This window comes from Limnohabitans sp. MMS-10A-178 (genome assembly GCF_003063375.1).
Taxonomy (GTDB): domain Bacteria; phylum Pseudomonadota; class Gammaproteobacteria; order Burkholderiales; family Burkholderiaceae_C; genus Limnohabitans_A.
Genome location: NZ_NERY01000004.1, coordinates 72,260 through 86,510, shown reverse-complemented (window position 1 = coordinate 86,510; position 14,251 = coordinate 72,260). Strand labels below are relative to the sequence as shown.

The 14,251-nt window shown below is 53.1% G+C and carries 12 protein-coding genes; all 12 read right to left on the bottom strand.

Features of this window, described 5'->3' with window-relative positions; genetic code table 11:
* Window positions 1-22: 22 nt before the first annotated feature.
* Genes B9Z32_RS13590 through rsmH form a run of 12 tightly spaced genes read right to left on the bottom strand, consistent with a single transcriptional unit; the run spans window position 23 to window position 14,245 of the window.
* The gene (locus tag B9Z32_RS13590) at window positions 23-811 is read right to left on the bottom strand and encodes a cell division protein FtsQ/DivIB (RefSeq protein WP_108421977.1); all 789 of its coding nucleotides are present in this window, start codon (window positions 809-811) and stop codon (window positions 23-25) included.
* Complete coding sequence (locus B9Z32_RS13585; protein WP_108421976.1) at window positions 808-1,785, bottom strand: D-alanine--D-alanine ligase; 978 nt, start codon at window positions 1,783-1,785, stop codon at window positions 808-810. The genes B9Z32_RS13590 and B9Z32_RS13585 overlap by 4 nt, the downstream gene beginning before the upstream one ends.
* On the bottom strand, window positions 1,782-3,191 hold the full coding sequence (murC, locus tag B9Z32_RS13580) for a UDP-N-acetylmuramate--L-alanine ligase (RefSeq protein ID WP_108421975.1): 1,410 nt from the start codon (window positions 3,189-3,191) through the stop codon (window positions 1,782-1,784). Before murC ends, B9Z32_RS13585 begins: the two co-directional genes overlap by 4 nt.
* Window positions 3,188-4,249 carry an undecaprenyldiphospho-muramoylpentapeptide beta-N-acetylglucosaminyltransferase gene (gene murG / locus B9Z32_RS13575; protein ID WP_108421974.1) on the bottom strand — a complete coding sequence of 354 codons (1,062 nt, stop codon included), beginning with the start codon at window positions 4,247-4,249 and terminating at the stop codon, window positions 3,188-3,190. Before murG ends, murC begins: the two co-directional genes overlap by 4 nt.
* Window positions 4,246-5,532 (bottom strand): putative lipid II flippase FtsW, encoded by a 1,287-nt coding sequence (gene ftsW / locus B9Z32_RS13570; RefSeq protein WP_233248329.1) that lies wholly within the window; start codon window positions 5,530-5,532, stop codon window positions 4,246-4,248. Before ftsW ends, murG begins: the two co-directional genes overlap by 4 nt.
* Window positions 5,529-7,043, bottom strand: coding sequence for a UDP-N-acetylmuramoyl-L-alanine--D-glutamate ligase (gene murD / locus B9Z32_RS13565; RefSeq protein ID WP_108421973.1), 1,515 nt, complete (start codon window positions 7,041-7,043; stop codon window positions 5,529-5,531). The genes ftsW and murD overlap by 4 nt, the downstream gene beginning before the upstream one ends.
* A 2-nt stretch (window positions 7,044-7,045) precedes the next feature.
* Window positions 7,046-8,224: a phospho-N-acetylmuramoyl-pentapeptide-transferase gene (mraY, locus tag B9Z32_RS13560; protein WP_108421972.1), complete on the bottom strand. Its 1,179-nt coding sequence runs from the start codon at window positions 8,222-8,224 to the stop codon at window positions 7,046-7,048.
* Window positions 8,214-9,692 (bottom strand): UDP-N-acetylmuramoyl-tripeptide--D-alanyl-D-alanine ligase, encoded by a 1,479-nt coding sequence (gene murF / locus B9Z32_RS13555; RefSeq protein WP_108421971.1) that lies wholly within the window; start codon window positions 9,690-9,692, stop codon window positions 8,214-8,216. The genes mraY and murF overlap by 11 nt, the downstream gene beginning before the upstream one ends.
* Window positions 9,689-11,251, bottom strand: a complete 1,563-nt coding sequence (locus B9Z32_RS13550; RefSeq protein ID WP_108421970.1) for a UDP-N-acetylmuramoyl-L-alanyl-D-glutamate--2,6-diaminopimelate ligase — start codon at window positions 11,249-11,251, stop codon at window positions 9,689-9,691. Before B9Z32_RS13550 ends, murF begins: the two co-directional genes overlap by 4 nt.
* Window positions 11,251-12,984 (bottom strand): penicillin-binding protein 2, encoded by a 1,734-nt coding sequence (locus B9Z32_RS13545; RefSeq protein ID WP_108421969.1) that lies wholly within the window; start codon window positions 12,982-12,984, stop codon window positions 11,251-11,253. Before B9Z32_RS13545 ends, B9Z32_RS13550 begins: the two co-directional genes overlap by 1 nt.
* Window positions 12,981-13,313 (bottom strand): cell division protein FtsL, encoded by a 333-nt coding sequence (gene ftsL / locus B9Z32_RS13540; protein WP_108421968.1) that lies wholly within the window; start codon window positions 13,311-13,313, stop codon window positions 12,981-12,983. Before ftsL ends, B9Z32_RS13545 begins: the two co-directional genes overlap by 4 nt.
* On the bottom strand, window positions 13,310-14,245 hold the full coding sequence (rsmH, locus tag B9Z32_RS13535; protein WP_233248328.1) for a 16S rRNA (cytosine(1402)-N(4))-methyltransferase RsmH: 936 nt from the start codon (window positions 14,243-14,245) through the stop codon (window positions 13,310-13,312). Before rsmH ends, ftsL begins: the two co-directional genes overlap by 4 nt.
* Window positions 14,246-14,251 lie beyond the last annotated feature (6 nt).

Here is a 14,251-nt window from a genome sequence, read left to right as displayed (position 1 = left end):
ATCTAAATCTTCAATCTGCCAATTAGGGTTTCTTCAAACTATCTACCGTCAAAGTTGTCACGCCCCGCAACTTCAGTGCGTAACCGTTGTCGTACCTCAAATCTGCGGACAATATAGAGCTTGCAGTTCGGCCGTAGCGCGAAGCAATTTGCGTCACTGTTTTGAAAAACAATTGAAGCCTGTCGCCAATTTCTTGCTGCGTACCATGACCCAACTCCAAAGTGGCCCCCGACTCCAACTGGGCAGACCAACTGCCACGCTGACTCAGCTCTAACTTGTTCAAGCTCATGTCCATCTTGTCCATTCGTGGCTTGAGAAACTTGTACATCTCGAGCACAGTTTTGGCTTGTGCTTCTGGACCTTTGAGGATGGGCAGCGCTTCGCTGTCGACCTCATCAGCATTGACCTCAAAAATGGCACCCTCAACACTGAGGAATTTGCCATCGCCCTCGCCGCCCCATAAGGCCGCGGGTTGAAATTCATCCAGCGTGACAGACAAACGATTTGGGAATTCGCGCCGAACCAGCGCCGAACGAATCCAAGGTATTTGCTCGAAGGCCTGACGCGCTTGCAACAAATTCAAGGTGAAGAAATTGCCTGTGAGTTGGGGCATGACATTGGCCCGCAAGGTCACAGGATTGCTGTGTGTCACATTGCCGTTCACGGTAATGCTCTGAATAGAGAAAACAGGATGGCGCAACAACCAACTGATGCCACTGGCCAAGCACATCAGCAGGGCAACGACCATCATGACCGTAGCTGTCCATTGCATGAGGCGCACATCCATGGGCAAATCGATGGGCTTTTTCATGCGCCACCTTTCTGAACACTGGAATGCTCCAAGCTGGCAGAGGCCAACAGGTGCATGCACAAATCTTCGTAGGACATGCCGTCTGCTTTAGCCGACATCGGCACCAAGGAATGTCCTGTCATGCCGGGTGAGGTGTTGATTTCGAGCAGAAAGGGTTGGCGCGTTTGGGCATCAATCATCACATCCACGCGGCCCCATCCTTTGCAGCCCAGTACCTGATAGGCTTTGACCACATGCGCTTGAATGGCTTTTTCTTCGGCTTCTGGCAAACCCGATGGCACCAAGTATTGGGTGTCGTCGGTGAAATATTTGTTTTGATAGTCGTAGTTGCCAGCTGGTGCCACGATGCGAATCACTGGCAAGGCTCTGGCTGTTTCGCCCTCACCCAAAACGGGGCAAGTCACTTCATCGCCCGCAATGAATTGTTCGCACAAAATATCGGTGTCGCATTGCGCCGCATCTTCAAGCGCTTTGAGCAATTCTCTGGCTTGTGTGACTTTGGTCACGCCAATGGACGAGCCTTCACGGGCAGGCTTCACAATGAGTGGCAAGCCCAGACTTTGAAGCACATGCGCTTGGGCCTTGGCACCCAAATCATTTTTCTGTAGCAAGACATAACGAGGGGTAGGCACATTCTCTGACAACCAAACGCGTTTGGTCATGGTTTTGTCGATGGCAATGCTGGAGGCCATCACGCCAGAACCTGTGTATGGAATACCCAACAATTCCAACGCACCTTGAACTGTGCCGTCTTCACCAAATCTGCCATGCAAGGCAATGAAGCATCGCTGAAAGCCTTCTGCTTGGAGATCGGAGAGTTTGCGTTCGGCGGGGTCAAAGGCATGTGCATCGACACCCCGAGATTTCAAGGCGGCCAACACGCCTTGGCCTGACAAGAAGGAGATTTCACGCTCAGCCGACTGCCCGCCCATGAGCACTGCCACTTTGCCAAAATGGTGAGCGCTTGCCGTCATGCAGCACCCCCCATTTTTTGAACTTGCGCAGGCACAGCGCCAATGGAGCCGGCACCCATGCAAATGACGATGTCATTGTCTTTTGCATTGTCAAAAATAGCCTGCGCCATGGCCTCAATTTTATCTACAAAAACAGGTTCAATTTTGCCAGCCACACGAAGTGCACGCGATAAAGATCGCCCGTCTGCAGCAACGATGGGCGCCTCACCTGCCGCATAAACTTCAGACAGCAAAACAGCATCGGCGCCTTGACTGATAACGCTCACAAAATCTTCAAAACAATCGCGCGTGCGGCTATAGCGATGCGGCTGAAAAGCCAAGACCAAACGGCGGCCTGGGAAGGCACCTCGCGCTGCAGCCAAGGTGGCTGCCATCTCAACAGGATGATGGCCATAATCGTCAATCAAGGTAAAGCTGCCCGCTTGTGCCAAGAGCTTCACCTCACCGTAGCGTTGAAAGCGCCTGCCCACACCCTTGAAGTTCAGCAATGCCCGCTGAACGGCTGCATCATCAATGCCCAGTTCAACCGCCACAGAGATTGCGGCCAAAGCATTGAGCACGTTGTGCAGACCTGGCAAGTTAAGCACGATAGGCAGGTCAGGCAAGACCACCCCATTGCGGCGCTGCACGGTAAATTGCATCTGACCTTTTTCAGCACTAACATTCACAGCGCGAATTTGAGCGCCTTCTTCAAGGCCATAGGTGGTCACTGGCCGCGCCAGCTGATCAATCACGCTTCGCACACCGGCATCGTCGGTGCACAAAATGGCTGTGCCATAAAAAGGCATGCGGTGCAAAAACTCTACAAAGGCCGACTTCAATTTTTCAAAGTCGTGCCCATAGGTTTCCATGTGATCGGCATCGATGTTGGTGACCACCGCCATAACCGGCAACAAGTTCAAGAACGATGCATCCGATTCATCGGCCTCGACCACGATGTAGTCGCCGGTGCCCAATTTGGCATTGGTGCCTGCACTGTTCAAGCGGCCGCCAATCACAAAGGTGGGGTCTAAGCCTGCTTCAGCCAAAACGCTGGCCACCAAGCTGGTGGTGGTGGTTTTGCCATGGGTACCGGCAATGGCCACGCCCTGCTTCATGCGCATCAACTCAGCCAACATGACAGCGCGGGGCACCACTGGAATATGGCGTGAACGGGCCACCAACACCTCAGGGTTGTCAGCTTTGACGGCGGTTGAAGTAACCACGGCATCGGCGCCCTTCACGTTCTCAGCGCTGTGGCCTACGTGGGTTTGGATGCCCAGCGAAGCCAAGCGCCTCAAGGTGCTGCTATCTGACAGGTCTGAGCCCGAGATGGTGTAGCCCAAATTGAATAAAACTTCGGCAATACCGCTCATGCCGGAACCACCGACCCCAATAAAGTGAATATGACGAATGGCGTGTTTCATGCGGCCAAGGCCTCGCAAGCAGCCACCACTTCGCGAGTGGCTTGGGTCTTTTTCAGAGCCCATGCTTTTTCAGCACAGACCAACAATTCTTCACGGGTCAGGCTCTCTAGGCGAGCAGCCAAAGACTCTGGCGTCAAATCTGCTTGAGGCATGAGCCAGCCACCACCTTGTGCCACTAAAAATTGAGCATTGGTGGTTTGGTGATCGTCTACTGCAAATGGGAAAGGCACATAGATGGCGGCAGCACCAATGGCTGCAATTTCAGTGACCGTGCTTGCACCCGAACGGCAGATGATCACATCGGCCTGTGCAAACGCCTCTGCCGTGTCTTCAATGAAGGGCGTCAATTCAGCTTGAACGCCTGCTTTTTCATAATTGGCACGCAGTGCATCAATTTGCTTGGCGCCACTTTGGTGAACCACCACAGGGCGCTTGTGCTCTGGCAACAAAGCCAGTGCCTTGGGCACAATCTCATTCAATGCTTGAGCCCCCAAGCTGCCGCCCACCACCCACAATTTCAGGGGTCCAGAGCGACCTGCAAAACGCTCCGCGGGTGCGGGCTTGTTTAAAAAGTCTTGGCGCAAGGGGTTGCCCACCCAAACAGCCTTTTTCAAGACATTGGGAAAAGCGGTGAAGATGCAATCTGCAACGCCTGCCAACACACGGTTGGCCATGCCTGCCACAGAATTTTGTTCGTGCAGCACCAGTGGTTTGCCCAAGAGCACAGACATCATGCCACCCGGAAAAGTGATGTATCCGCCAAGGCCCACCACCACATCGGGCTTGACTCTGCGAACCACTTGAATGCTCTGCCAAAAAGCGATGAGCAAACGCATGGGCAAGAGTGCCAAACTCACAACACCCTTGCCTCGCACACCACCAAACTCCACAGGCTCAAACGCAAAACCGCGCTGCGGTACCCATTGACTTTCCATGTTGCCAGGTACGCCCAACCAGTGCACGCGCCATCCTGCTTCGCGCAAAGATTCAGCCACAGCCAAGCCTGGAAAGATATGCCCACCCGTTCCACCTGCCATGATCAAAGCGCAATGACTCATGTGCGGCCACCTCGCATCATCTGTTTATTTTCGGCATCTATTCGCAGCACGATGGCAATGGCAATCATGTTGAGCAAAATGGCCGACCCACCATAACTCATGAGAGGCAAGGTCAGGCCTTTGGTTGGCAAAGCACCCAAATTCACGCCCATGTTGATGAAGGCTTGAAAGCCAATCCAAATGCCCACACCCTGAGCGACCAGTCCTGCAAACGTTCGATCGAGGGCCAAGGCTTGACGGCCAATGACCATGATTCGGCGGCTGAGCCACAAGAACAGGCCAATGACAGCCACCACGCCCACCAAGCCAAACTCTTCACCAATCACGGCCAACAAGAAGTCGGTATGGGCTTCGGGTAACCAATGCAGCTTTTCAACACTGCCGCCTAAGCCCACACCAAAAATTTCACCTCGGCCAATGGCGATCAGGGAATGCGACAACTGATAGCCCTTGCCCAAAGTATGCGTTGGATCCCAAGGATCGAGATAGGCAAAAATTCTCTCTCTGCGCCAAGGTGACGCGGCAATGATCATGGCAAACGTAATGACCAAGATGGCGAAAATCAAGAAAAACATTCGGGCATTGACGCCGCCCAAAAACAAGATGCCCATGGCAATGATGGCAATCACCAAGAAGGCTCCCATGTCAGGCTCTGCCAGAAGGAAAATGCCTGCAAGTCCCACAGCAGCGCCCATTGGCAACACAGCGCGGAAGAACCGTTCTTTCACTTCCATCTTGCGCACCATGTAATCGGAGGCATAAATAATCACCGCCAACTTGGCAAATTCAGAGGGCTGAAAGTTGATCACGCCAAATGAAATCCATCGACGTGCACCATTCACACCCTTGCCAATAAATGGCACCAGCACCAATGCCAAAAGGACCAGTGCCACAATGAACAAAGGCCTGGCATTTTTCTCCCAGGTTTCGAGCGGAATTTGAAACACCAGCAAAGCCACACCGAAGCCAATCAGCATGGATATGATGTGGCGCATCAAGAAATGTGTTTGTGAGTATTTGGCAAATTTGGGATTGTCTGGCATGGCAATCGTGGCCGAATACACCATGATCATGCCCCACATCAACAGTGTCACAACCACCCACACCATGGCTTGATCGATGTTCTGAATCTTGCCTTGAGCCGCTGCATTCTTGCCGTAGTCATAGCCACCCAAATTGACGGGCAGACCTCCCTCAGCAGCACCTTGCATGCGGCCAGCACCACCCACTCGGCCAAAAATGCCACTGGCCCAAGACATGAAGCGAGACCCCAACTCGGTCATAGCGCGCTCTCCATGGGCTGGCCAGCTTCTTCTGCAATGTCTGACACAGCTTGGCAAAACACTTGCGCGCGGTGGGCGTAGTCTTGAAACATGTCAAAACTTGCACAGGCTGGCGACAACAAAACAGCATCACCCGATTGAGCCATGTCTTTGGCCACATTGACCGCTTCGGGCAAGCTGGCAGCGTCTGTCATGGGCACGCCACACAATTGAAGTTGCTCGCGAATGATGGGCGCGTCTCTGCCAATCAAAACCACAGCACGCGCAAATCTAGTCACTGGCTCAGCCAAGGGCGAGAAATCTTGCCCCTTGCCTTCACCGCCCAAAATGACAATCACACGGCGTTCAGAGCCTAGGCCCACCAAGGCGGCTACCGTGGCGCCAACGTTGGTGCCTTTGCTGTCGTCAAAATACTCAATGCCATTGACAATGGCCACAGGCGCCACACGGTGCGGCTCACCTTGGTATTCACGCAAACCAAACAGCATGGCAGCCAAACTTGCACCTGTGCTGGTGGCCAAGGCCAAAGCCGCCAAGGCGTTGACTGCATTGTGTCTGCCCCGAATGCGCAGTGCGTCAGCCGGCATCAATCGCTGGATGTGAATTTCTTCCACTTCCCCTTTGCGCAAGCGGCGTGTTTCATCAGACTCAAGGGCCCGCACCAGCCAGGTCATGCCGTTGACAGTTTCCAAGCCAAAATCGCCAGGGCGTTGAGGCATTTCTGCGCCAAAGGTGAGGTGCTCGCGCTCAATGGGCTTTTGCAATTTAGCGCGCACCGGTTCTGGCAACATGGCCATCACGCGAGCATCGTCTCGGTTCAATACCATGAGGGTATTGGCACCAAATATTTTTTCTTTGGCAGCTGCGTAGGCTTCCATGTTGCCGTGCCAATCCAAATGATCTTGTGTGATATTCAAGACCGTGGCTGCAGAGGGATCAAAGGGGCCTGCATTGTCAAGTTGAAAACTAGACAACTCTAAAACCCAAACTTCTGGCAACTCGGTGTCCATGGCCAAGCGCAGTGTGTCTAACAAGGTGGGGCCAATGTTGCCAGCCACCTTGACAGTTTTGCCAGCACGCTCAATCAACTGACCTGTGAGCGATGTAACGGTTGTTTTGCCGTTGGTGCCCGTGATGGCCAATACATGGGGGCTATAGTCACGAGTAGCTTTGAGATTTTCCAAACCCTGAACAAACAAACTGAGCTCGCCGCCAACCCAAAGACCCAAACTCTTGGCAGCAACTATCACGGGCGCAGTTTCGGTGGGTGCAAGTCCTGGGCTTGCAAAGACGGCGCGCACCGTTGTGCCTTCAATCAAATTGGCCAAAAATGCGCCTGACTTGAAAGCAACTTGAGGCAACTCAGCTTGCAATACGCTTAAGTGAGGCGGCGCTTCACGCGTGTCAGCCACCGTGACTTCTGCACCCATGGCAACGCACCAACGAGTCATGGCCAAGCCTGAACTGCCCAGTCCCAGAATCAAGATGTGTTGGCCTTGAAGGTATTTCATGCTTATCTCAACTTCAAAGTCGAGAGACCCACCAAGCACAAGAGCATGGTGATGATCCAAAACCGCACCACCACTTGCGTTTCTTTCCAACCACTCTTTTCAAAGTGATGGTGCAAGGGAGCCATTTTCAAAATACGCCGACCTTCGCCATATTTCTTTTTGGTGTACTTGAAATACGAAACCTGCGCCATGACCGACAAGGCTTCCACCACAAAAATACCACCCATGATGGCCAGTACAATTTCTTGGCGAACAATGACGGCAATGGTGCCCAGCGCGCCGCCCAATGCCAAAGCGCCCACGTCTCCCATGAAGACTTGCGCAGGATGCGTGTTAAACCACAAGAATGCCAATCCAGCCCCCGCCATGGCGGCGCAGAAAATAAGCAATTCACCAGTGCCAGGAATGTAGGGCAAGAACAAATACTTGGCGTAAACCGAGCTGCCTGTGACATACGCAAACACACCCAAGGCCGAGCCCACCATGACCACGGGCATGATGGCCAAACCATCCAAGCCATCGGTGAGGTTGACTGCATTGCTAGAACCCACAATGACCAAGTAGGTCAAGATCATGAAGCCGAGCACGCCCAGTGGGTAACTCACCTCTTTGAAGAAAGGCACCATCAAACCTGCTGTGGGAGGCAAATTGACTTCAAAGCCAGAACTCACCCAGTTCACAAACAAATCGAACACGCGCATGTTGGAACTTTCAGAAATACTGAAGACCAAACACAGCGCAGCCAACATGCCAATGACAGACTGCCAGAAATACTTCTCGCGCGAGCGCATGCCCTCGGGGTCTTTGTTGACCACTTTGCGCCAGTCGTCAACCCAACCAATGGCACCAAAACCCAAGGTCACAATGAGCACAATCCAGACAAATCGATTGGTGATGTCAAACCACAACAAGGTGCTGATGGCAATGGACAACAAAATGAGCACACCACCCATGGTGGGCGTGCCACTTTTGGCCATGTGCGTCTCCATGCCGTAACCTCGAATGGGCTGACCAATTTTGAGGGCGGTCAAACGGCGAATAACCATGGGGCCCGCAATCAGTCCTATCAGAAGCGATGTCAAAGCGGCCATCACTGCGCGGAAAGTGATGTACTGAAAAATACGCAGGAAACCCCAATCGGGCGATAAAGTTTGCAACCATTGCGCCAAATTAAGCAGCATGGACTGACTCTCTTTCTGAAGCTTGCGCTTGCTCAAACCTATTGCGCAAAGCTTCTACCACGCGCTCCATTTTCATAAACCGCGAGCCCTTCACCAGCACGCTGTTGTAGGCCGAAATATCTGACAAGACCCGGGCTTGCAAACTGTCCATGTCAGAGAAATGGACGGCACCCTCAAAGGCTTGGCTGCTGTGTTGGCACAAATCGCCCAAAGTGAACAAAGATTGAATGGTGCAATCTTTTGCATAGGCGCCCACTTCTTGGTGAAACTCGGCGCCTTGCAAACCCACCTCACCCATGTCACCCAAAATCAACAAGCGTGGCGCTGGCAATTCAGCCAACACCTCAATGGCCGCCCGAACAGAATCGGGGTTGGCGTTGTAGGTATCGTCAATCAAGGTGAACGCGTGGCCGTCGATTTGCCACTCACACGACTTAGAGCGACCTTTCACAGGCTCAAAGCTTTCGAGCCCTTTCACAATGACAGGTAAGCTCATTCCCGCAGCCAATGCACAGGCTGTGGCAGCCAGGGCATTCAAAATATTGTGGCGGCCCGCAATGTTCAAGCGGCATGGTAATGAGGTCTGTTGTGTGGTCTGTTGTGTGGTCTGTTGGGTCCAGAGTTGGAATGACCATGCGCCATTTCGCCACTCAATGTCGTGCGCCTGAACATCGCCTTGCGTGAAACCAAAGGTCAATACGGGGCGGGCATCGGCCAACTTCTGCCAAAGTTGGGTGTAGGCATCTTGCGCTGGGAAAACAGCGACACCCTTGGCAGGTAGAGCACGAATCACTTCACCATTTTCAATGGCCACCGCTTCGACCGTGCTCATGAATTCTTGGTGCTCTCTTTGCGCGTTGTTGACCAAGCCAATGGTGGGCTGTGCAAATTGCGCCAGCACTTCAATTTCACCAGGATGATTCATGCCCAGCTCCACCACAGCGCGCTGGTGTTCTGGGCGCAAGTTAAACAAGGTCAAAGGCACACCAATTTCATTGTTCAAATTGCCTTGTGTTGACAAAGAGGCTGAGGCGGTGTCGGCGCGCAAGACAGATGCAATCATTTGCGTGACGGTGGTCTTGCCATTGCTGCCCGTGACACCAATCAAGCTCAATTCAAATTGACGGCGCCACTGTGCAGATAATTCGCCCAATGCGGCACGTGCGTTAGAGACGCAAAATGCTGGCACCGTGATATTTTTCAAATCAGGAATTTGCTGAGCCTGCGCCAAATTAGCCGCTTCAAACAAAACAGCAACAGCGCCCTGTGCCTGTGCTTGCGCTAAAAATGCATTGCCATCAAATTTTTCACCCTTCAGGGCAATGAACAAATCGCCAGCCACCACACTGCGGCTGTCCGTGCGCACTGCTTTGATGACTGTCTGCTCAACTTGTGAATTGTTCAATGGAGCATTCACAAGCACAGCTTGTGGCAGCCAATTTTGGAGTTGTGTCAGTGTCAGGTTCATGCCTGAGCCCCTGTTGGCTGAATTTCACGGGCACGCTGCACAAGCGCATTGTGTGCATGCACGCGATCGTCAAAGGGATATTTAACACCTGCAATTTCTTGGGTATCTTCATGGCCTTTGCCAGCAATCAAAATCACATCGCGCTGGCCAGCCTGCATCACCGTTTGGAAAATAGCTTGTGCACGATCAAGTTCTTGACGCGCTTTTTCAGGGGCTTTCAAGCCTTGCTGCATGTCACGCACAATTTGATCTGGCAATTCACTGCGGGGGTTATCGCTTGTAAGAACCAAGTGATGCGCCACTGACTCCGCAGCTGCAGCCATCAAAGGTCGCTTGCTGGCATCGCGATCACCACCGCAACCCAAGACACACCAAAGTTGCGAGCCCAAGGCATCGGTCATTGGCTTCAAGGCCAACAAGGTTTGCGTCACAGCATCGGGCGTGTGCGCATAGTCCACCACCGTCAGAGGCAATTGGACGCCCTCGACACCCGTGACTTTTTCCATTCGGCCTGGCACTGCTTTGAGTTGTGCGCAAACTTCAACAATGTCGGCCAAGTTGTATTTGAGCGCTCGCAATGCAGCAATAACCCCCAATACATTGTCAACGTTGTAATCACCCATCAATGACGTTTGCAGGTGCACACTGTGCGAACCCTCAACCACATCAAAGCTCAAGCCCGTGACATTGCGTTTCACATTTCGAGCTTGCAAGCGGGCCTTGTGGCCTTGGCTTGAGCAAGTCCAAAGTTCTGTCGCCAAGCGCCCTTGTGATAAATCAGACGCCAACTTGGCACCTTGCACATCATCGACATTGATCACCGCCAATTCAAGTTCTGGCCATGCAAAGAGTGCCTCTTTGGCTTGCCAGTAGGCGGCCATGGAGCCGTGATAGTCCAAATGGTCTTGGGTAAAGTTGGTCAGCAAGGCCAGTTGAATGCGGGTACCCGCCAAGCGTTGTTCTGCAATGCCAATGGAGCTGGCTTCGATGGCACAGTGCGTGATTCCCGCAGCAACAAATTTTCTAAACTGCGCTTGCAACAACACAGGATCGGGCGTGGTCATGCCCGTGTGCATCAATTCAGGGGGCTGGCCAACGCCCAGTGTGCCCACAATGGCACAGCGCCCTGAAGAATCTGCACCTGGCTTGGATGACAAGGCATTGATGGCTTGTGCCAACCACCAAGTGGTCGAAGTTTTGCCATTGGTTCCCGTCACCGCCAAAACCTGCAGGGCTTGGCTGGGTTGTTCATAGTAGGCATCTGCAATCCAACCTGTGTCTGCCTTCAAACCTGCGTAAGCGGCCACATGATTTTCGACTCGGTCTTCTGCAGCTTGCCATGTTGGAAGCCATTGTTGGCAGGCTTCGGCTTCCACCAAACAAACTTGGGCACCTTGCGCAAACGCCGAAGCCACATAAGCGCGGCCGTCGGTGGCAGCACCTGGCCACGCAATGAAGGCATCCCCTTTTTGCACTGCACGGCTGTCTGTGCACAGCGCACCTGTGACGTGTTGACGCAACCATTGTGCGGCTTGAGCAGGACTGTGCAAGGTTTGCATCAGAACGACTCCTCCACACCATTGGCCACAATTTGTGGTTTCACGCTCATATCGGGTTGCACACCCATTAGGCGCAAACTTTGCTGCACGGTTTGGCTGAAAACTGGCGCGGCCACATCGCCGCCGTAATAACGACCATTGGTAGGCTCATCGATCATGACGGCCACCACAATGCGAGGTTTTTCAATGGGCGCCATGCCCACAAACATACCGCGGTATTTTTTACCTGCGTAGCCTTTGCCCTCTTGCTTGTGAGCCGTGCCCGTTTTCCCGCCCACCGAATAACCCATGGTTTGCGCTTTTTGGGCGGTCCCTCCAGGGCCTGCTGCCATGTTCAACATGTGGCGAACGGCTTGTGCATTTTCTGGACTGATTACGGGCACACCGACTGGCACTTGACCATTCTTCATGAGGGTGGCTGGCATGACTTTGCCGTCACTGGCAAAAATGGTGTAAGCCCTAGCCATTTGAAACAAGCTGGTTGAAACGCCGTAGCCATAACTCATGGTGGCTTGTTCAATAGGGCGCCAAGTTTTGGCAGCACGCAAACGACCACTCACCACACCTGGGAAAGGCAATTGAGGTTTCTGGCCCAAGCCAACCGCAGTGAACATTTCCCACATCTCACGGGGTTGCAGCTGCATGGCAATTTTCACGGTGCCCACATTGCTTGACTTTTGCATGACCTCATTCACTGTGAGCGCACCGTAGGGGTGTGTGTCGGTGATGGTAGAGCCAGTGATATTGATCGAGCCAGGCGCGGTTTGAATAATCGTCTCGGGTTTGACAATGCCTTTTTCTAAGGCCAAGGCAATGGCAAAAGGCTTCATCGTAGAGCCAGGCTCAAAGCTGTCAGTGAGCGCACGGTTGCGCAATTGCTCGCCATTCAAATTGACACGCTTATCGGGCGAATAGCTGGGGTAGTTGGCCAATGCCAAAATTTCGCCCGATTGGGCATCGAGCACCACCACGCTACCCGCCTTGGCTTTGTGTTCGAGAACGGCTTCGCGCAATTTTTGATAGGCAAAAAATTGAACCTTGCTGTCGATGCTCAATTGCAAATCTTCACCATCAATAGGCGGTGTCATTTGCCCCACATCTTCCACCACACGGCCCAAGCGGTCTTTGATCACACGGCGCGATCCTGTTTTGCCAGCAAGTTGATTTTGGAAAATTAACTCGACGCCTTCTTGGCCTTTGTCTTCCACGTTGGTGAAGCCCACAATGTGAGCCGCCGATTCACCTTCGGGGTACAAACGCTTGTATTCTTTGATGGTGTAGATGCCCTTGATGTTCAAGGCCAAAACTTGTTTCACCACAGGCTCGTCCATTTGCCGGCGAAGCCATACAAATGTTTTGTCTTCGTTTTCTAATTTCTTCGACAACTCCGCTGGCGTCATCTCAAGCAGCTTGCTCAACTTACGCAAGCCTTCAGGCGATCTGTCAATCTCTTCTGGATTGGCCCACACACTGGGGGCTGGCACGCTGGAAGCCAAGATCAAACCATTGCGATCCAAAATGCGGCCTCGGTTGGCGGGTAAGGTCAGGGTTCTGGCAAAACGCACTTCACCTTGGCGTTTGAAAAATGCGTTGTCAAACACCTGCACATAAAAGGCTCGTCCTGCCAAGCCCACAAAGGCAATGGCCATGGCAGCCACAATCAATTTGCTGCGCCATACAGGCGTTTTGCTGGCCAGCAAAGGGCTTGAAGAAAGCTGAACACTTCGGCTCATGGCTTCTCCTGCACTGGCTTTTCAGCCTTCTTCACGCTCTGGCGCTCTGCCAAGGTTTGCATGTCAGTGGGTTGCTTCACGTATTGCGTGACGCCAGGGGTGACCAAGCGCATTTGCAATTGTTGTTTTGCAATTTGCTCAATGCGCAGCGGTGAGGCTTGTGAACGCCTTTCTATTTGCAAGCGCTCGTGCTCTATCTCAAGGCGTGAGGTCTCTTTCATGGCCGCTTCTAAGACCATGAATGAGCGCCGCGCCTGGTAATGGCTGTGCACCAAAAACATGGCCGACAAAATGATGGCAATCACCAAGAACAAGTTCAGGCGCGTCATGCTGGCACCGCCGTTCTCTCTGCCACGCGCATGATGGCGCTGCGAGCACGCGGGTTGGCAGACACCTCAGCATCGCTTGGGCGAACGCGCTCCACTGATTTCAATTTCATTTCCTGCGGCACCGCAAATGGCGCGCGTCGGTCATAAACTTCTTTGGAGTGCTTCGCAATGAATTGCTTCACGATGCGGTCTTCCAAAGAATGAAAACTGATAACCACCAAACGACCACCCGGTTGCAACACCTTGAGGCTGGCTTCTAGCGCTTGTTCAAGCTCCTCAAGCTCGGCGTTGATGAAAATCCGAAGAGCCTGAAATGTCCGCGTTGCAGGGTCCTTGCCCGGCTCGCGGGTTTTGACCGTGCTAGCCACGATCCCGGCCAAATCGGCGGTGGTTGAAATTGGGCCCCGCTCTTGTCTGCGAGCCACAATCGCCTTTGCAATCGGAAAAGCAAACCGTTCTTCGCCATAGTCACGCACAACCTCCGTGATCTGATCTACGCTGGCAGAGGCCAGCCACTCGGCCACACTCTGACCGCGCGTGGTGTCCATGCGCATGTCTAAGGGGCCATCGAAACGAAAAGAAAAACCCCTGTCGGGGTTGTCAATTTGGGGGGAGCTGATTCCCAGGTCCATCAACACGCCTGCAATGCCGCCGAGTGGCAATTCGCCAAGGTGCCGAAAGCCTTCATGCCGAATTGAAAATCGGGCATCTGTGATTTGCGCAGCCTCTGCTATGGCTTCTACATCTTTGTCAAAAGCTATCAACTGCGCATCTGCTGGGAGACGAGACAAAATCAAACGTGAGTGGCCGCCTCGGCCAAAGGTGGCATCGACATACACATTTTGTTTGGCGGTTTCGCCTGCATCGGCGATCAATGCATCTACTGCCTCAGTGAGCAATACGGTGGTGTGTTGCCAAGTAGGTGTCGTCACGCAAGC